General features: G+C 71.4%; 15 protein-coding genes. 12 read left to right on the top strand and 3 right to left on the bottom strand.

The genetic code is table 11. The features are described 5' to 3' along the window. Positions 1–82 precede the first annotated feature (82 nt). The gene (locus BMY07_RS04795; RefSeq protein WP_092775205.1) at positions 83–1,063 is read left to right on the top strand and encodes a YihY/virulence factor BrkB family protein; all 981 of its coding nucleotides are present in this window, start codon (positions 83–85) and stop codon (positions 1,061–1,063) included. After that, positions 1,060–1,581, top strand: a complete 522-nt coding sequence (locus tag BMY07_RS04790; protein ID WP_092775204.1) for an ATP-binding protein — start codon at positions 1,060–1,062, stop codon at positions 1,579–1,581. The genes BMY07_RS04795 and BMY07_RS04790 overlap by 4 nt, the downstream gene beginning before the upstream one ends. Before the next feature lie 2 nt (positions 1,582–1,583). On the opposite strand, the gene BMY07_RS04785 is transcribed toward BMY07_RS04790, so the two are convergent. Next, a complete protein-coding gene (locus BMY07_RS04785) occupies positions 1,584–2,111 on the bottom strand; it encodes a hypothetical protein (protein ID WP_143073354.1) in 528 nt (175 codons plus the stop codon). A 129-nt stretch (positions 2,112–2,240) separates the two neighbouring features. Here BMY07_RS04785 and BMY07_RS04780 point away from each other — a divergent pair, with 129 nt between their 5' ends. The 4 genes from BMY07_RS04780 (at position 2,241) to BMY07_RS04765 (ending at position 8,570) form a co-directional block, all read left to right on the top strand. Beyond that, entirely contained in the window at positions 2,241–3,767 is a 1,527-nt protein-coding gene (locus tag BMY07_RS04780) for a cation:proton antiporter (protein WP_092775202.1), read from the top strand. Positions 3,768–3,939: 172 nt separating this feature from the next. Continuing rightward, entirely contained in the window at positions 3,940–6,816 is a 2,877-nt protein-coding gene (locus BMY07_RS04775) for a trypsin-like serine protease (RefSeq protein ID WP_092775201.1), read from the top strand. A gap of 269 nt (positions 6,817–7,085) precedes the next feature. Then, on the top strand, positions 7,086–7,988 hold the full coding sequence (locus BMY07_RS04770) for a PE-PGRS family protein (protein ID WP_092775200.1): 903 nt from the start codon (positions 7,086–7,088) through the stop codon (positions 7,986–7,988). 69 nt (positions 7,989–8,057) lie between these two features. Then, complete coding sequence (locus tag BMY07_RS04765) at positions 8,058–8,570, top strand: hypothetical protein (protein WP_092775199.1); 513 nt, start codon at positions 8,058–8,060, stop codon at positions 8,568–8,570. Positions 8,571–8,621: 51 nt separating this feature from the next. Here the strand turns inward: BMY07_RS04765 and BMY07_RS04760 are convergent, their stop codons facing one another. Together BMY07_RS04760 and BMY07_RS04755 are read right to left on the bottom strand one after the other, a co-directional pair. Next, the gene (locus BMY07_RS04760; RefSeq protein ID WP_092775456.1) at positions 8,622–9,074 is read right to left on the bottom strand and encodes a response regulator; all 453 of its coding nucleotides are present in this window, start codon (positions 9,072–9,074) and stop codon (positions 8,622–8,624) included. After that, a complete protein-coding gene (locus BMY07_RS04755) occupies positions 9,053–10,897 on the bottom strand; it encodes a PP2C family protein-serine/threonine phosphatase (protein ID WP_245782207.1) in 1,845 nt (614 codons plus the stop codon). The genes BMY07_RS04760 and BMY07_RS04755 overlap by 22 nt, the downstream gene beginning before the upstream one ends. Before the next feature lie 156 nt (positions 10,898–11,053). Here BMY07_RS04755 and BMY07_RS04750 point away from each other — a divergent pair, with 156 nt between their 5' ends. The 6 genes from BMY07_RS04750 (at position 11,054) to BMY07_RS04730 (ending at position 19,153) form a co-directional block, all read left to right on the top strand. Continuing rightward, positions 11,054–13,306, top strand: coding sequence for an ATP-binding protein (locus tag BMY07_RS04750; RefSeq protein WP_245782206.1), 2,253 nt, complete (start codon positions 11,054–11,056; stop codon positions 13,304–13,306). A gap of 89 nt (positions 13,307–13,395) precedes the next feature. Further along, the gene (locus BMY07_RS04745; protein ID WP_092775197.1) at positions 13,396–13,836 is read left to right on the top strand and encodes an SRPBCC family protein; all 441 of its coding nucleotides are present in this window, start codon (positions 13,396–13,398) and stop codon (positions 13,834–13,836) included. Positions 13,837–13,887: 51 nt separating this feature from the next. Beyond that, positions 13,888–14,091, top strand: a complete 204-nt coding sequence (locus BMY07_RS33400) for a hypothetical protein (protein ID WP_143073353.1) — start codon at positions 13,888–13,890, stop codon at positions 14,089–14,091. A gap of 51 nt (positions 14,092–14,142) precedes the next feature. Further along, a complete protein-coding gene (locus BMY07_RS04740) occupies positions 14,143–15,318 on the top strand; it encodes an MFS transporter (RefSeq protein WP_177215444.1) in 1,176 nt (391 codons plus the stop codon). Next, positions 15,315–16,415 carry an aminotransferase class V-fold PLP-dependent enzyme gene (locus BMY07_RS04735; protein WP_177215443.1) on the top strand — a complete coding sequence of 367 codons (1,101 nt, stop codon included), beginning with the start codon at positions 15,315–15,317 and terminating at the stop codon, positions 16,413–16,415. Before BMY07_RS04740 ends, BMY07_RS04735 begins: the two co-directional genes overlap by 4 nt. Positions 16,416–16,678: 263 nt before the next feature. Next, complete coding sequence (locus BMY07_RS04730; RefSeq protein WP_092775194.1) at positions 16,679–19,153, top strand: hypothetical protein; 2,475 nt, start codon at positions 16,679–16,681, stop codon at positions 19,151–19,153. The last annotated feature ends 17 nt before the right edge of the window (positions 19,154–19,170 follow it).

Genomic DNA, 19,170 nt, shown 5'->3' with positions numbered 1-19,170 from the left:
TTTCGGACCGACCCCGGCATACCCCGAGGATCTCCGGGCCAACCCGGGTTTTCCGAGGTGGGGATCGGGGAACCAGTGGCGGGTGACCGACGAACCCGAGGCGCCGACCGACCTGCCCCGCCGCTCGTGGTGGGCCGTGCTGAAGAACACCGCCAAGGAGTTCCAGCGGGACAACCTGCTCGACTGGGCGGCCGCGCTGACCTACTACGGCGTGCTGTCGCTGTTCCCGGCGATCATCGTGCTGACCTCGGTGCTCGCGCTCCTCAGCCCCTCGGCGACCGCGGCGCTGGTGGACAACGTCCGCGCCATCGCGCCGGGGGAGACCGCGAAGATCATCGTGGACGCGATCGAGGAGTTGCAGCGGTCCAACGGCGCGGCCGGGGTGCTGGCCGTCGTCGGGGTCGCGGTGGCGCTGTGGTCGGCCAGCGGGTACGTCGGGGCGTTCATGCGGGCGTCGAACTCCATGTACGAGATGCCGGAGGGGCGCCCGGTGTGGAAAACGATCCCGCTGCGGTTGGCGCTCACCGCCGCCGTGGTGGTGTTGCTCGCGGTCAGCGCCTTGGGGATAGTCGCGACCGGCACCATCGCGCGGCGGGTCGGCGGCGCCATCGGGATCGGCGACACCGGTGTGCGGATCTGGGATATCGCCAAATGGCCCGTGATCGCCCTGCTCGTCGCGCTGGCGTTCGCGCTGCTCTACTGGGCCGCGCCCAACGTCCGGCAGCCCGGGTTCCGCTGGCTCAGCCCCGGCGGCCTGCTGGCGGTGCTGGTCTGGGCCCTGGCCACCGGCGCGTTCGGGCTGTACGTGGCCAACTTCGGCTCCTACAACAAGACCTACGGCTCCCTCGGCGGCGTCATCGCGTTCCTGGTCTGGCTGTGGATCTCGAACATCGCCGTCCTGCTCGGCGCGGAACTCGACGCCGAGCTGGCCAGGGCGAAGGAGGTCGCCGAGGGGCTGCCCGCCGACGTCGAGCCGTTCCTGCCGCCGCGCGACACCCGCTCGCTCGACGACGACGAGCGCGCCGAGGCCGTCGCGGGCACCCGGGGCGAGAGCCCGCGATGACGGTCGTCATGCCCGGGGTCGCCGACAGCGCTAGGGTGGCCCACGGGGAGGACGACGTGCTCGACGACTCGACCGCACAGGACCACGTGGCGACGGCCGACGTGGCGGTGGCGGGTTCGTCGACCCTGCGGGTCGAGATCACCGCGGTGACCGAGGACGTCCCGGTGTTCCGCGCCGCGCTGCGCGCCTGGCTCACCGCCCGCCACCTGCTCGACCGCCGCGGCGAGGACATCCTGCTCGCCGTCGACGAGGCCGTGGCCAACAGCGTCGAGCACGCCTACCGCGGCACCGCGCCCGGTCCCGTGGTGCTGACCGCCCTGACCCTCGGCGCCGCCACCGTGCGGATCTCGGTGGCCGACCGCGGCCAGTGGCTCACCCCGACCCCGGACGACAACGCCGTGCCGCTGCGGGGCCGGGGCCTGTCCATCATCCGCGCGGTGGCCGACATCGTCAGCATCGACCGGGGCACCCCCACCGCGCCGGGCACCACGACCACCGCCGAGTTCACCGGCCGGTGAGGTCAGAGGAAGGTCGTCTGTCCGATCGGGACGGTGATGCTGGACAGGCCGCCCAGGGCGCAACCCAGGTTCGGGTTCGCCGCGGCGACGGTCAGTGACGTCGTGCCCGCCAGTGGCCCGCTGGTCTGCCAGGTCTGCAACGTGACGAGCCCGTTGAGCGGGTTCGTGTTGACGGTGAAGTCGAACGTGGTGTGACCGCCGGTGGGTGCCCAGTCGATGGTGGCGCGGCCGGTGATGGTCGCCAAGAGGTTGCACGGGATTCCACCGAGACTGGTGACGGTCCCGGTGGCGTCGCTGACCGTCCCCGCCTGCAAGTGGCCGTAGTTCCCGCTGGGGGACAGGCAGTTGACGACGTTCGCGACGCCGGTGACCGCCGCCGTGGTCTGCGTGGCGGTGAGGGCGGGACTGAAGCTCAACTGGACGTTCACGTTGCAGGTGAGCTCGACGAGGGCGGCCTGGGCGGGCGCCGCGGGTACCAGGAATCCGATGACGAGCGCGACAACCCCCGCGTACACCGTTCTGCGTGCCATGGTCGTCCTCTCCGTCGGGCCGGTAGGGACAATGCTGGGATCCGCCGCCTGCCGCGGCAATCCCCATGACACGGTCGCCCGGCAACGTCACCCGCTCGTCCGGCAGGGCCGTCACCTAGAGTCGTGCGCATGAACGGCGTTCAGCTCTTGCTCATCGTCGGCGTCGGCATCGCGGTGACCTCCGTGGCCCGCAGGCACCGCGTCGAACCCGGGTGGTTGATCGTGGTGCTGGCCGCCGGGGCGTCGTTCATCCCCGGCGTGCCCCGGTTGGAGCTCGACAGCGAGCTGATCCTCGCCCTCGTCATCCCGCCGCTGCTGTACTCGGCCACCCGCGGCGCCTCGTTCGCCGGGTTCGGCGCGAACCTGCGGGCGATCACCTACCTGGGTGTCGTCACCGTGGTCCTCACCGCCGGGGTCCTCGGCTGGCTGTCGTCGCTGCTGCTGCCCTCGATCGGGCTGGCGGCGGCGTTCGTCCTGGGATCGGTGCTGGCCCCGCCGGACACCATCACCACGGTGTCGCACGGCGCCGAGATCGGCATGCCGCGGCGGGTCACCTCGATCCTCACCGGGGAGAGCCTGGTCAACGACGCGACCGCGCTGACCCTGTTCACCATCGCGGTCGCCGCGGTCAACGGCCAGCACGCCACCTGGTACGGCGGCATCGGCGAGTTCTTCCGCAACGCCCTGGTCGGGCTGGCCATCGGGCTGGTGTTCACCCTGGTCGCGCTGGTGATCCGCAAGAAGCTGGGCAACCCCACGCTGGAGACCGCGCTGGTCCTGCTGCTGCCGTTCACCGCGTTCCTCACCGCCGAGGCCGCGCACGCCTCGGGGATCCTCGCCGTGGTCGCCGCCGCGTTCTCGCTCAGCATCAACCTCGCGCTCGACCCCAAGCACCAGTACCCGGGCGGGCACCTGACCCGGTTGCAGGAGGAGAGCGTCTGGCGGGTGGTGGACTTCCTGCTGGAGACCTTCGTGTTCGCCTACATCGGCCTGCAGCTGCGCTTCGTCCTGGAGGACCTCGCCGACTCGCCGGACACCGGCGTGGTCAAGACCCTGGTCGCGGCCGGGGTGCTGCTGGTGGCGGCGATCGTGTTCCGGATCGCGGCGGTGTTCGGCCTGTTCGGCCGCTGGACCCTGCGCCACCGCGGCGTGCAGCGCCGGATCGACCGGGACCCCCGGTTCCGCGCGTCCCTGGCCAGGCGCCGCCGCGGCGGCGAGCCGCTGCCACCGCCGACCACCAAGGAGACCGCCCTGGTCGGCTGGACCGGCATGCGCGGCATCCTCACCCTCGCCGCCGCCGCGGGCATCCCCGAGACCACCACCGCGGGCGCCCCCTTCCCCGGCCGCTCCGAGATCCAGGCCATCGCCCTGATCGTCACCCTCGGCACCCTGCTCATCCAGGGCACCACGATCGGGTGGCTCGCCCGCAGGCTCCGCTTCGACCTGACCGCCGAACGCGCCGAGAACCACCGCCTGCTGACCGAGGGCCGCCGCCTGGTCGCCGAAGCCGCCACCGGCGAAGACGACGCCTCCTACGACGCCCAACGCCTGGCCCTCGGCGTGGCAGTCCACGAACGACGGCTGCCCGAGCACGTGGCCCGCGAGTTGGTCGAGGAAGTAGACCTGCGCCAGGCCGCCCGTCCTTTAGCGCAGTGACCGGGAAATGGTGTTCGCGGCAGTGGACAACTGTTTCGGCAACTAGGCCCTGAGCTGCGGTTCCCCGGCGGGAAAACGCCGGGGTAGTGATGGGGAACAGAACTCTTCAACCGCGTGGAGAAGGCGGGTTGACTTCCGCCGTCCAAGCTCCACGCGGATGAGGAGTACAGCAATGCCCTGCAAATCACGAACGTTACTGGCGTCCGCCGCCGCCCTGGTGGCGGTGGTCGGTGCGGTGGTGGTCACCCCGGTGGCCTTCGCCGGTCAGGCGGAGGGGCCGGTGCGGGTGGCGGCCAAGAACCCCGTCCCGGGGGTGTACCTGGTCAAGCTCAAGGACTACGCGGGTGCCGCGGCGTCGTCGAGCCGGGCGCAGGCGTTGACCGAGCAGTACGGCGGGACCGCGGCGCACGTCCTCGACCGGGTCATGCGCGGCTACGTCGCCGAGAACCTCGACGAACGGGGTGCCCGGCGCCTCGCGGCCAACCCCGAGGTCGAGTCGGTCACGCAGTCCGGCACCTCGCACGCCGCCGACGTCCAGGACAACCCCGCGAACTGGGGTCTTGACCGGGTCGACCAGCGGGACCTGCCGCTGGACAAGAAGTACACCTACCCGGCCAACGGCGGCGCCGGCGTCAACGCCTACATCGTCGACACCGGGATCCGGTTCACCCACCAGGAGTTCGAGGGCCGGGCGAAGGTCGCCGCGGACTTCGTCGTGCCCTCCACCAACGGCAACGACTGCGACTCGGCGAAGGCGGGCCACGGCACCCACGTGGCGGGCATCGTCGGCGGCAAGACCCGCGGCGTGGCCAAGAAGGTGAACCTCTGGGCGGTGCGCATCCTCAACTGCCAGTCCTCCGGCAAGGACACCGACATCGTGGTGGCCGCCGAGTGGCTGGCCAAGAACGCGGTGAAACCCGCCGTGGCCAACATGAGCGTCTACGCCGACGACCCCACCATCGGCGTCGACGCGATCAAGGGCTCGATCGCCAACGGTGTCCAATGGGGACTGATCACCGGCAACAACGGGGGCAACTCCTGCGACTACGGCCCCGGCAGCCGGGTCGACACCGGTGTGCGCACCGGCAACTCGACCTCGTCGGACCAGCGCGCCGGTGACTCCAACGACGGCCCGTGCATGGACGTGTTCGCGCCGGGCAGCAACATCGACTCGTCGATCAACTCCTCGGACACCGCCTACGGGCAGAAGTCCGGCACCTCGATGGCCGCCCCGCACGTGACCGGCGCGCTGGCACTGAGGTTGGCCGAGGCGCCGTCCTCGACGCCCGCGGACCTGAAGAAGTGGATCGTCGACAACGCCACCACCGGCAAGATGACCAACATCCGCACCGGGACCCCGAACAAGCTGCTCTACCTCCCGAGCGCGCCGCCGTCGACCAACGACTTCGGCATCGCGGCGAGCCCGGCGTCGGTCAGCGCGGACCCCGGCGCGGCGGCGACCAGCACGATCTCCACCTCGGTCGTGCGCGGCTCGGCGCAGAGCGTCGCGCTGTCGGCCAGTGGCCTGCCCTCGGGCGTGACCGCCGCGTTCGACCCGACCTCGGTGACGGCGGGCAACTCGTCGAAGCTGACGCTGTCGGTCTCCTCCAGCGCGTCCCCGGGCTCCTACCGCGTCACCGTGACCGGTAAGAGCACCGACGCCACGCACACCGTGGACGTGAACCTGACGGTCAACGGGACTGTTCCCAACGACTTCAGCCTCAGCGCCTCCCCGAGCAGCGGCTCGGTGGCGGCGGGTTCCTCGGCGTCGACGACCATCAGCGCGAGCGCTGTGCGCAATGCCCGCGACGACGGTCTCACCGATGGCACGTCCGGCACCGCGTCCGGGCCGGGTGTGATCAACGGGTCGCCGACGACGGTCGCGAAGTACCCGTTCATCATCTCCCAGCACCGCACCGGTGGCGTCCGCCCGCAGGAGCAGTCCTGCACCGGGTCGGTCGTGGCCAAGCGGGCCGTGCTCATCGCCGCGCACTGCAAGTTCTCCCAGGGCGACCCGAAGTACCTGGTGTACGGCCGCGACGACCTCAACGCCACCAACACCGGTACCCGCGTGGAGATCGAGGAGTACCGCACCCACCCCAACTACGACGCCAACGACGGCTGGCGCACCGGGTTCGACGTCGCGGTGATCTTCACCAAGACCGACATCCCGGTCCCGGCGGGCTTCCAGTTCCCGAAGATCGCCAGGTCGGGTGACAGCCTCCCGTTGGGCACCAAGGGAACCGCGATCGGCTACGGCAAGACCGACGCCAACGACGCCAACAAGAACGCCCTGCTGCGCGAGACCACGCTGCCGACCGTGGCGGACCAGAACTGCGCGAACATCAACTCGCAGTTCGACGCCCGCTACATGTTCTGCGACGGGTTCGGCAACGGCAGCACCGGCCTGTGCCAGGGCGACTCGGGTGGTCCGTACTACTACGACGGCACCATCTGGGGCGTGTTCTCCTGGCTGCGCACCGACTGCGCGTCCTACAACGCCCACGGCAAGCTCTGGGGCGTCATGGGCGACTGGGCCAACCAGCAGGTCGGCACCGGCCCGCAGCCGCCGACCGGCGACATCACCCTCTCGGCCAGCGGTCTGCCCTCCGGCGCCACGGCCGCGTTCAGCCCCACCGCGATCGGCGCGGGTGGCAACTCCACCCTCACGATCAGCACGTCCGCGTCCACGGCCGCCGGTGAGTACCGGATCACGGTCAGCGGCACGCGGTCCGGTGTCACCCGCACCACGGTCTACACCCTGACCGTCACCGGCGGCGGCAACACCCCGCTCACGGTGGCCAACCCCAACACGCAGACCAACGTCAAGGGGAAGCCGGTCAGCCTGCAGATCAACGCCAGTGGCGGCAAGGGCGGCAACCGCTTCACCGCCACCGGGCTGCCCGCGGGGCTGGGCATCGACGCCACCACCGGGCTGATCTCCGGATCGCCGACCACGTGGGCGAACTACCACCCCACGGTGACGGTGACCGACAGCTCCGGCGCCAAGGCGAGCGCCACGTTCTACTGGTTCATCTTCCCGAACTGATGATCCGACCGGGCTGGGCCCCGGTCTCCGATCGGACCGGCCTGCCGCGCCCTGGCTCCTGAGGGCGTCGACAGGGCCGCCCTGCCGGTGCAGGGACCTCGCGGGCGGCCACACCGGTCCGGGGAATGGCGGGCGGGCACCACACGGTGCCCGCCCGCTCTCGCGTGGTTACGCCGTTGCGTGGCTACATCTGGCCGTTGGCCGGCCGTGCCCTTCTCGGCGCGGCCGCGACCGTCTACCTTCCCCGGAGCACCCTCGGGAGGTGGGCGATGAACACGCAGACGCGGCGGCTGCTGCGCACCGGGCCGTTCGAGGTCGCGCTCGACACGGCCATCGAGGCGTCCGGGCTGACCCTGGACCGGTTGTGCCGCAGGCTGTCCGACCGCGGGATCACGGTGAGCCGCACCGCGATCTCGTACTGGCGCAGCGGCCGCAGCCGACCGGAACGGGCCGAGTCACTGGTGGCGCTGGGCGTGCTGGAGGAGGTCCTCGGGCTGCCCTCGTCGTCGTTGGTGGCCCTGCTGGGTGGGCGCCGACCGCGCGGTGGGGCGACGAGCCGACCGCCGGGGACGCTGTCGCGGCGCGAGCTGTGGCCCTCGTGCGGGCGGCTGCTGACCGGCCTGGACGCCGCGCCGGACGGGCAACTGGACTACCTGGGCGTCAACGACCTGCTGGTGGTCGACGACCGGACCGGCGAACGCAGGCAACGCATCCGGCTCGTCGTCCGCGCCACCGCCGACCGCGTCGACCGCTGCGTCGTCTGCCACGAGACCGACGACCCCGACTTCACCGCCCCCACCCTCCTCGGCGCCACCTTCGCCCGCCTCGGCCGCGCCCGCCACGACCCCACCACCCGCTCCCTGGTCGCCGAGTTCCTCTTCGACCGCCCCCTCAACCGCGGCGAGGACGCGGTCGTGGAGTACGACCTGCGCCTGCCGCAGGGCCAGCCGATCGACCACATCTACCGCCGCTTCCCACGCCCGGTGGGCCTCTACACGATGCAACTGCGCTTCCTGGGCGTACCACCAGCCCGAGTGCGCCGCTACGACCGGGTGGGACTACGCGGCCCGGAACAACACGTCGAAGACCTGTGGATAGGCGCCGCGGGCACCACCGCCCTGGTCATCCCCGCCGTCCGCCCCGGCACCGTGGGCGTCCGCTGGGAGCGGTAGACCGCCGCACACCCGGGGCCGCTGAAAAGGCGGTGACAGCGGGGCTCGGCCGCCGGGAGTATCTCCGGAATGGACGAACCCGACGCGCGAGACGTGGTGGCGGAGGCACTCTTCCGCCCGCACCAGGGCGGGAAGATGCCGTCTGCCGCCTACGTGAGCGAGGAAGGCGATCTCCTCACCGCACTCAAGTACACGTACCTGTTCTGGCCGAAGCTCGTCGAGGTGGAGGGTGCGGTGATCATCGTCCTGGACGGGAACGTGTACGACGAAGTCATCGGTCGGTTGGCGCAACGAGGCGACAGTTCGTCGTCGTGGACGGACGCCGTGGACAGCTTCAACTGGTTCGAGCTGTGCTACCTGTTCAGGCAGTGGTACGACCTGGGCGACTGGCACATGGACACGTCCCGGGAGCTCGGGCAGGTGCTGGTGCGGGCCTGGCGGGCCAGGCTGCTGGAGGCGTACCCGGATCGCGAGTTCCTCGTCCGGTTGCTGGAGCCGACGGACGACTGGGATCCGCGGATCGAGGTGGTCCAGGTCGCGCCGCCGCTGCTCACCCCGGACTCGTGGCGGGCCGCGAGCTGAGCGGGGGTCGGGTGTCCACGGTGGACTCTCTCGCGCCCTGTCACCGAGGTGTCACGGGGCGTTGGGTGGTAGGGCGTTGCTGGGGGGTAGGGAGTGCCAGTAGTCGACGGCGCCTTGGAGGACTGTGCGGAAGAGGGCGAAGTTGACCGGTTTGTAGATGTAGCTGTCCGCGCCCGCCGCGTAGCAGCGGTCGATGTCGGCTGAGGTGGTGGAGGAGGTGAGCACGATGATGGTCAGGTCGGCGAAGGTCGGGTCGGCGCGGACGGAGGACAGGACGCCGTAGCCGTCGACGCCGGGCATGGAGAGGTCGAGGAACATGAGGGAGGGGCGGGGGCGGGACCGGTCGCGGAGGCGGTCGAGGACGGTGTTGCCGTCGGGGAGGAACTCGAGGACCAGCTCGGGGTGGGAGCGCGACAGGGCGCGGTCGATGGCCTCGCGGTCGACCTCGCTGTCCTCGACGACCAGGACCAGGTTGTCGTCGATCACGCTGTCAGTTCGGTCCACGCGGTTCCTCCGTTGGGGTTCGTGAGCTCGATCCGCGCCCACGTCGCGTCGCCCGAGACCTTCGCGGTGATCGCGCAGGGGGCGGTGAACTGGAGCAGGTGGTCGGGGAGTGCCGCCGGGTGGCCGAGCTGCCGCAGTGCGTCGGTAACAGCACCCGGCATCTCGTCCGGCGGCAGCTCGCGGTCAAGAGTGGTGACGCCCAGGTTGCGGACCACGAGCACCGCGACGTCGTCGTTCACGTGGTACCGGTCAGAACCGGCCAAGAGAGCGTCAACCATCGCGGGCAGCGGTAGATCACGCGACCGGGTCAGAGTCAGGTTCAGCTCGGTGTCGCCATAGAAGCCCCCATCGGCGTCGCGCGCCTCGATCAGCCCATCGGAGAACAGCACCAACAGCTCCCCGGGCAGCAGCGTGCTCACACCGGGGCGCAGGTCCAACCGCGGCAGCACCCCCACGAGCCGCCCACGGCACCCCGACTCCTCCACGGACCCGTCCCGGCGCACGACCAGCGGCGGCGGGTGCCCGGCCGACTGGGTCTCGACCAGCACCTCACCCCGCTCACGCTGCGACAACGTCGCCGTGGCGATCGTCAGGAACCGCGAGATCCGCTCGCGCAGCATCTTGCGGTTGAGGATGTCGAGCGCGTGTGGCGCCGGTCCGCCCTGGGCGAGCACCGTCTCCAGGGTGTGCCGGGCCAGACCGGTGACCGCCGTGGCCGCCGCGCCGCGCCCGCAGACGTCGCCGACCAGCGCCACCACCGTGCCGTCCGGCTGGTCGACGACACCGTAGAAGTCGCCGCCCACCTCCAGCGCGTGGTCGGCCGCGTTGTACCCGGCCGCGAACTCCAGCCCCGGCACGGTCGGCAGGACCGCGGGCAGCAGGTGCTGCTGCAGCGAGGTGACGTCGTGGCGGCGCTGCTCGTAGAGGGTCGCGTTGTCGATCGCCAGCGCCGCGCGCCCGGCCAGGTCGTGCAGGAACCGGGTGGACACCCGCCGGTCGGACTGGCCGCGGTGGAAGAACGTGAGCAGGCCGACGTCGCGCCCCCGCGCGCGCAGGACCCCCATCGTCATCGTGTCCAGGCCCACCTCGACCGGCAGCCCCGCCGGGTACGGGCCGTCGACCGCCCTGGCCGTGCCCGTGACGACCGGCTCACCCGCCCAGCGCCCGCCCCGCAGGTGCTCGGCCAGCAGCCGCTCCCGCCGCGCGTCGACGTGGGCGGCGGCGATCTGCACCATCAACTCGTCGCGCCGGATGTGGATGGCCGCGCCGTCGGCCAGCGCCGGGACGACCATCCGCAGCACCGCGCGCAGCGTGTCGGCGATGTCGAGCGAGGCGTCCATCCGCAGCGACGCCTCCGCCAGCAGCGCGTCGAGCGCCTGGTGGTCCTCCAGGGCGCGCTGCTCGCTGATCCGGTGGTCCGCGGCGACCACCAGCTCGACCACCTGCGTCAACGCGGTGCGGAGCTCGTCGACGTCGCTCTCCCGGGCCGAGGTGGCCAGCGCGATCAGCCCCCGCCCGCTCTCGGCGACGCCGAAGACCGTCATCAGCAGCCCGTCGCCCCCCACCGCGGCCACCCTGGCGGCCATACCGGGGGAGCGCCGGGTCAGCTCGGCCAACGGCAGCAGGTACTCACCGGGGTCGGAGGGCAGCTCGGTGGCGTCGGCGGCGAGCCCCCTCGGTCCGCTGGACAGCCCGGACTCGTCCGCCCAGCGGGTGACGAGGACCTCGTCGGCGGGCGAGAGGCGGGCACCGAGCACGGCGCGGACGCCGGGGAGCACGAGCAGGCCGGTGTAGAGCTCGTGCGCGAACTGCCGGGTGCTCACGGCCGCGAACGCGGACCGCCACAGCCTGTGCAGTCGGTCCGGCCAGTGGCCCTGTCGGTTGGGGTGCACACTTCCACTTCGCTCGTTCGGGGACGCCGGTCCAACTGTAGGGTCTGCCCCCGGGCCCGGCCGCGCGGCTCGGGGACGGTGAACGGGGTGGGTGTGGGCACTGGCGACGACACGGTCTGGCAGCCGGACGACCGCGCCAGGGCCGCCGAGGTGGAATCCGGGACCTCGTTCGACCTGTCGGTCTGCCTGAACGAGCCGATCCACCGGCTCGGCGGCATCCAGTCCTACGGGGCCCTGCTGGCCATCGGCGCGGACGGGCGGGTCGAGGTCGTCAGCTCCAACTGCGAGTCGCTGCTCGGCCTCAGCCAGGACGCGGTGCTCGGGTCGTCCGCCGAGGCCCTTTTCGGTGCGGACGCGCTGGCCGCCGTGCACCGCACGCTCGACGCCCCCACCGGCGACCGCGGGCTGCTCAGCCTCACCGTGGCCGGGCGCGAGTTCGACGCCACGGTGTACCGCGCCGACGGGCGGCTCGTCGTCGAGCTGGAACCGGCCACCGCCGAGCGCCCGTTCGTGTTCTCGCACTTCTACCCCGCGGTCCGCGCCGCGCTGGCCAAGCTCCAGCACGGCCGCACCGTGGTCGACGTGTGCGCCGCCGCGGTCGCCGAGATCCGGGCGCTGACCGGCTACGACCGGGTGGTCGCCTACCGGTTCGAGGGCCAGGCCGGGCCGGGCGAGGTGATCGCCGAGTCGCGCGCCGAGGGGGTGGAGCCGTGGCTGGGGCTCTGGTTCCCGGCCACAGACATCCCGCCGCAGGCCCGCAGGCTCTACGAGCGCAACTGGATCCGGGTCATCCACGACGTCGACGACGACACCGCGCTGCTGGTCCCGCAGGTGGGCGAGCCGCTGGACCTGTCGGACTCGGCGCTGCGGACGGTGTCCGGGTTCCACCTGGAGTACCTGCGCAACATCGGCGTGCGGTCGTCGATGTCGGTGTCGCTGCTCAACGACGGCAGGCTGTGGGGGCTCATCGCCTGCCACGGCCTCGCGCCCCGCAAGCTCAGCGCCGAGGTCAGGGCGGCCTGCGAGTTCTTCGGCGTCACGCTGTCGCTGCAGCTGGCGGCCCTGCAGGACACCGAGGCCACCATCGCCCGCCAGCACGCCCGCACAGCGCTGTTGAGCCTGCTCACCGGTCCGTACTCGGATCTGCCCGGGTCGCTGCTGGCCAACAGCGACGAGCTGATCGCCCTCGTCCAGGCCGACGCCGTGCTGGTGCGGTTCGCGGGTCAGACCGCCGCCGAGGGCGCGCCGCTGGACCCACGCGTCATAGAGGCACTGTGGGGTCATGTGCCGCCGTTGGCCGCAGGGCGGGTGTGGAGCTGCGAGAGTCTCGCCGAGCTAGACCCGGCGTTCGTCGGTAGCGCTGCCGAGCTGAGCGGCGTATTGGTGCTGTCTTTGGACGGTGGGGATGACCTGGTCGTCTGGACCCGCGGTGAGCGGCGCGCGTCCCGCACCTGGGCGACTGACCCGGCCCAGCCTGTCCGTCTGGGACCGCACGGGCAGCGGCTCACCCCGCGCGGGTCGTCGGCGGTCTACCAGGCCGTGGTGCGGGGGCGTTGTCTGCCGTGGACCGCGGGTGACGCGGCGGTCGCGGAGGAGTTCGGCAGCGCGCTGCGCACCGCCGCCCTGCGCCGCGCGTCCGAGCTGTCCGCCCTCAACGACGAACTGCGCCGCGCCAACGACGACCTCGACACCTTCACCCACGTCGCCGCGCACGAGATGAAGGAACCGCTGCGGGGCATCGCGACCACGGCGGCGTTCATCACCGAGGACGCCCCCGACCTCGACACCACCACCGCGCGCAGGCTGGGCACCATCCAGAAGCTGGCCCAGCGGATGGACGAGCTGATCAACAGCCTGCTGCACTTCGCCCAGCTCGGCCAGGGCGCGCTGCACCCGGTCGAGGTCGACCTGCGGGCCGCCACCGAGCAGGCCATGGAGGTCGCGGGCATCCGGCTCGCCGAGCGCGCGGTCGAGGTGATCCTGCCCGAGCCGGGGGTCGTGGTGGTCGCCGACGCCGAGCGGCTCCAGGAGATCCTGGTGAACCTGCTGGTCAACGCCGCGAAGTACGCCAACCCGGAGCCCCCGCGCACGGTGGCGGTCGGCGCGGTCGGCGCGACCCTGTTCGTCCGCGACAACGGCATCGGGATCCCGCAGGCGCACCAGGAGGACGTCTTCCGCCTGTTCCGCCGCCTGCACCCCCGCGACTCCCACGGCGGCGGCCACGGCGCGGGCCTGGCGATCGTGTCCCGCATCGTCGAACGCCACAACGGCCACCTGCGCCTGGAGTCCACCCCCGCCGAGGGCACGACGGTGTGGTTCACCCTGGGCCCCGAAGTCTGAGCGCCGGGGGTGTGGTTCGTCGCGTTTGCCGCTTCGACCGTTGAGGCATCCCCGGGCATAGCGTTTCCGCCCGACGTAGGAGAACCCCCATGGTCGACGTCCAGCGCACCTTCACCGTCCACGCGACCCCCGAGGCGGTCGTGGACTACCTCAAGGACTTCGCGCGGACCGAGGAGTGGGACCCCGGCACAGTCTCCTGCCGCCGCCTCGACGACGGCCCCATCCGCGTCGGCTCCACCTGGCACAACGTCTCCAAGTTCCTCGGCTCGGAAACCGAACTGACCTACGAACTCGTCACCTCCGAGCCGGGGCACCTGAAGTTCATCGGCAAGAACAACACAGCGACATCCACCGACGACATCCGAGTGACCCCAGGCTCATCCCCCGGCGAGTCCGAACTGACCTACCACGCCCACATCGACTTCCACGGCGTGGCCAAACTCGCCACCCCGGTCGCCAAGATCGCCTTCGAGAAGCTGGCCACCGACACCGAGAACAACCTCACCAAGCTCTTCAGCGGTGCCCCCTGAGCACTTGTGCTGACCTGCGATGATTCGCTGGTGTCCGATGACGGAGACGACGTGAGATGTCGTCGGTGTGGACGGCCGGTCCGGATCAACCGGGATCGCTACGAGACGTTCGAGCGGATGCACTACGTGTGCTTCCACTACGAGTTCGAACACGAGTTGGCCGACGTCGACACTGATCCTGATGAGGACTGCGGTGCTCCCGGCTGCCCGTCGGCGGGGCTGACCGAGGTCGTCCCCGACCCGACCGCCGACTAGCCACCGCTCTGTGACTGATCGGGTTGACCGCCGGGCTTAGATGGGGCGGTGGTGGAGAGCAGTGGGGTTGTGGCGCGGCGGCAGCTGGGGTTGTTGCTGGGGGCCAAGGTGGTGTCCGATGTCGGGTACGCGTTGGACTTCGTGTGTTTGTCGATCTTCGTGTGGGAGTCGAGCCGGTCGGCGTTGGCCACGGGGTTGGTGAGCGTGTCCCTGTACGCGGGGGCGATCGTGGGGGGCAGGCTCGGGCACGCGCACGGCGCGCGGTGGGACCGGCGGGCGGTGATGATCACCGCCGACCTGGTGCGGATGGCGGCGCTGCTCACCCTCGCCCTGCTGCCCGGGCAGCCGCAGCTCTACGTCGCGGTGTTCCTGGTCGGCATCGGGCGGTCGGTGTTCGAGGGCACGTTGAGCGCGGCGACACCGGTGCTGGCGGGCGAGAGGACGCAGCTGGTCAACAGCGTGCTCGCCGCGCTCAAGGGCGTCGCGTTCATGCTCGGCATGAGCCTGTCCGCGTTGGCCGTGCCGCTCATCGGGTTCCAAGGCGTCTTCGCCCTCGACGCCGCCAGCTACGCCCTTTCCGCGCTCGTGCTCGTCGCGATCCGCGTCCCCTTCCGGGAGAACGGCCCCACCGCGGACACAACCGACAAGAAGGTCGTCTGGCCCGCGGTCGTCGCCGCCGGGCTGGTGCCGCTGTTCGTGGTCCGCTGCCTCGACGCGTTCGGCAGTTCGTCGCAGCACGTCGGCATCCCCATCCTCGGCAGCGAGCTGAACCCGGCGACACCCACCCAGGTCGCGGGCCTCATCTGGGGTGTCTGGGCGGCCGGGCTGCTGCTCGCCGGGTTCGTCTTGCGCCCGCTGGCGACCAGCCTCATCGCCCGCGCGCCTGGGGTGGTGTTCTGCCTCGCCACGATCGTCATGTCGCTCGGGTTCATCGGCATCTTCTGGTTCGACGACTGGGGACTGCGCCTGGCCTGCGCCGCGCTCGCCGGGATCGGGGACGCCTTCAGCGAGGTCGCGTTCAAGCAGGCCGTGCAACGCCTGCCCGACGAGCGGCGCGGACCGGTGTTCGGCCTGTCCCAGATCGTCGTGAACAGCGGGTTCATGGCCGGGCTGCTCGCGACCAGCCTGCTGCTCACCCCGGACATCGTGCCGCAGTGGGTGTTGCTGCTGCACGGCGTCCCGCTCGTGGTCGCCGCCGTCGCCGCTGTCCGGTTGCGTGTCCGGTGACCGCCTACCTCGACTACGCGGGACTCGGCAAGCTCCGCCAACCGGCCGTCACCGCCATGCGCGACGCGCTGGTCGACGTCCTCCCGCACGGCAGCGCCGAGATCGGCCGCATCTTCCCCGCGCGCCGCCGGGCCCGGGCACTGGCCGCCGACCTGCTGGCCTGCTCGACCGACGAGATCGCCCTCGTCACCAACACCTCGACCGGCCTGCACCTGGTCGCCGACGGCCTGGACTGGCGGCCGGGCGACGAGGTCGTGGTGTTCGACCGGGACTTCCCCGCCAACGTCCACCCGTGGCGGGCCCGCGGTGCCCGGCTGGTCTGGGTGCCGATGCGCGACGGCGGGTACCGGTTGGAGGACGTCGAGGCCGCCATCGGCCCCGCCACCCGGCTGGTCGCGGTCAGCCACGTCAACTTCGCCACCGGCTTCCGCATCGACCTCGACGCCGTGTGCGCGCTCGCCCACCGGGCAGGCGCCCTGGTCAGCGTGGACGCGGTGCAGAGCCTCGGGGTGCTGCCGCTGTCGATGGCCGACACCCCGGTCGACTTCCTCGCCGCGGGCGCGCACAAGTGGCTCTGCGGTCCGGTCGGCACCGGGATCTTCTTCTGCCGCCGCGAGCACCTGCCGCGACTGCGCCTGCCGGGTGGGTGGTTCGGCTTCCAGGGCGCCAACGACATGCTCACCAAGGGCGCCGGGCACTTCCGCTACGACCTGTCACCACTGCCCACGGCCGCGCGCGCCGAGGGTGGGATGTACGACGTGCTCGGCATGGTGGGACTCGCCGAGACGCTGGCCGAAGTGTCCGAAGTGGGCATCGCGGCGATCGCCGACCGGGTGCGCCGTTTGACACAGCGGCTCTGCGCCGGACTGCGCAACGCCGGGTGCGCCATTTCCGCGAGCACCGAGGACGACGCGTGGTCCGGCATCGTCGGGTTCAGCCACCCAGCGGTGGAATCCGTCGCGCTGGCAACCGAACTCGTGGCCTCCGGCATCCACGTGTCGCACCCGGATGGACTCGTCCGCGCGGCGCCGCACTACTGGACCGGGGAAGCCGAGGTGGACGCGCTCGTGGCCGCCATCACCCTTCGTGTTCATTGACCGGAAATGTTCGGTGTGCACCGGCGGGCATCGGCTGAAAGCAGTCTTGTTAGGCCATGGACCCGCTGCTATGTTCCGATTCACTGTTCCTCGCACCAAGGAGTCGGAAATGGCCTACGAGACTTGGGAATCGCTCGCGGACGAGGTCGAGATCAGCACCGGCGCCGCTGACTGCTGGGTGTGCCTGGTCGACGCCTGACCCACCTGGACCGGCCCCGCGCCACGGGGCCGGTCACCCCATCCGACGACGAGAACGCGAGGCGATGGACCGCTGGGAACGGGCGCACGGCCACATCGGGGCCGCCGCGCCGAGTTGGCTCACCTTCGAGGTCCACCGGCCCTACCTGGACGGCGCCGACTCGGCGCTGACCACGGTGCACGCCAGGGGATCCCTGCTCGCCGCCCGCCGCTTCGAGCGCCGCCAGCCCACCGCGCCGCGGTTCGGGATGACCATGCCGGGCAGCTACCGGAGCCTGCTCGACGGGGAGGCGCGGCTCGCCGGGTACCGGGTGCGCGACCCGCTCGGGTTGGCCGCGGACCTGGCGTCGCCGACGTGGCGGCGGATGGCCGAGGCATACGAGCACCGGGCCGATCTCGACGATGTCGACCGCGCCGGGCTTGCCCAGTGGCTGATCGCCGTGTGCCTGCCGGATTCGGTGCTGGAAGTGCTCCCCGCGGACCTTTCGGAAAGCGACTGCGCGGACCCGGTCCTGGCCATTGCGCAATGGTCAAGGGCTAGTGCTCTATTCGCCATCGAAGGCCTTTCGGACCGTGCTAGAGCGGCCTATTCGCCGTTGGTCGACAATCCCGCGCCGACCGTGGCGCACGCCCAGGCGGTCGCCGCGTGGGGCTACCTCGTCACCCGGCACGCCGCCGACGACTCCGGCACCCCGGAGCTGTTCGCCCGGGCCGAGGAGGTCCGAAAAGGACTCGACCTCACCGACTTCGAACACGCCCTGCTGCACGCCAGACTCCTGCTGCGCCGGGTGATGCACGCCGAACGGCAGAGCGCCTTCGACGAGGCGTGGCAGCTGCTCGCCGAGGCCGCGGACGTGCTCGAACCGCCGGTCGACGCCGATGGGGAAGCGCTGACCGTCGAGATGCGGCGCAGGATCATCGACCGCCGCGTCGACATCGCCGTGCGCCGGGGTGATCGCGCGGGCGAGTCCGCGTCCATCGCCGAGGGACTGGCGCTCGACCCGTACGACGTCAAGATCCGCATGCAGGCCGCCCAGGCGACGGAACGCCTGGGGGACAACGAGAAGGCGCTGGCCGAATACCTCGACGCCGCCCGGCTCGGCCCGTACGGCACCGCGTTCGCGCTGCTGGCCGCCGTGCGCTGCGCCAAGGCCCTCGGGCACGACGAGTTCGCCCGGGTGCTCGCCGAACGCGCCTACCGCACCGCGCCCCGGTCCGCCCGCACCCGGGAAGCCCTGACCGAGCTGTCCGACGGCCCGCTCGCCGAGATGATCTCGCTGCCCGCCGAGCACCCGTACGAGCACAACTGGCACTACCGGATGTACGCGGCGTACTTCAACCTCGGCGAGTCCCGCTCTCCCGGTCTCTACGCCTCTCTACCCACCCTGGCCTACGAGTTCGCCGAGGCGGGGGCACCGCCGGAGGTCAACTGGCAGCGGTTGATGCCGCCCGCGTTCCGCGCCAACCTGGTCCGCGAGTCCGGCCTCTCCGAGTTCGCCGTCACGCACCCCGCCGACCTGCCCGCCCACCTGCGGACGCCCGCGTGGGACCAGCTGTGCGCGTGGGTGGCGCGGTTCCCGACCGCCGACGTCGAACGGCAGTACCTCACCGCGGTCGTGCTGTTCCGGCTCGGGTTCGGGAAGCTCGTGCTCGACCTGCTGCCGCCTCGACCCGTCGCCGAGTTGACCACGCCCGCGCAGTTGCGGTTGTGGCACTGGCGCGATGTCGTGCGCTACGTCGGCTCGGTCGGTTCGGCGGGCGTGGCGGAACCGACCGCGTCGTTCGAGATCGCCGACCACCCGGCGTGCCCGACGCACCTGCGGTTCGTCATCGCCGTGTTCGCGGTCGTGTTCCACGCCAGGGAGACCAAGTCCCTGGAGGCCGCGTCGCTGTGGCGGGACAAGGCGCAGGCGAGCCTCGATGAACTGCTGGCGGGGGAGGAGCACTCGCCGTTCGAGAAGGCGATGATGGAGAGCCGCTTCTACCGCAGCGTCACCTACGTGCCGTTCCTGCGCCGCGACCGCGACCAGCTGGCCCGCGAGATGGACCGCGCCGAGGAGTTGGCCCGGTCGGTGCCCGCGAGCACCCGGTACGAGGAGTTCCTGGCCAGGGAGAACCTGCGGGCCTGCCTGGAGAGCCGGTCCAAGGAGGCGTTCGGGTTCGGCGAGCACGAGAAGGGCAGGCGGCTGGTCGAGGAAGTGCTGACCATCGACCCGTACGAGCCGAAGACGCACATGGAGTTGGCCGAGGTGCTGCTCGCGGAGGGTCGTGAGCGGGAGGCGGGGGAGTCGTACCTGCGGACGGCCCGGCTCGGTCCTATCGGGACGGCGCGGGGATTCGCGTTGGCGGGGGAGTGTTTCGACCGGGCGGGATTGCCGGTGTTGGCCGAGGACTGCTTCGTGCAGGCGCTGCGGGTCGATCCGCACGCGGTGTCGGCGGCGCGTGGCTGGGCTCGGGTCGCGTCGGGGGCGTTGGCGGGTGTGGCGGCGGAGTACGCGCGTGACCTGGAGGCGTGGGGCGCCGCGCGGCGGAGCCGATGACCGAGTGGCGATTGGCA

This window comes from Actinokineospora terrae (assembly GCF_900111175.1).
GTDB classification, from domain to species: domain Bacteria; phylum Actinomycetota; class Actinomycetes; order Mycobacteriales; family Pseudonocardiaceae; genus Actinokineospora; species Actinokineospora terrae.
The sequence above is the reverse complement of the archived record's forward strand: the minus strand, read 5'-3'. Positions and strand labels throughout refer to the sequence as shown.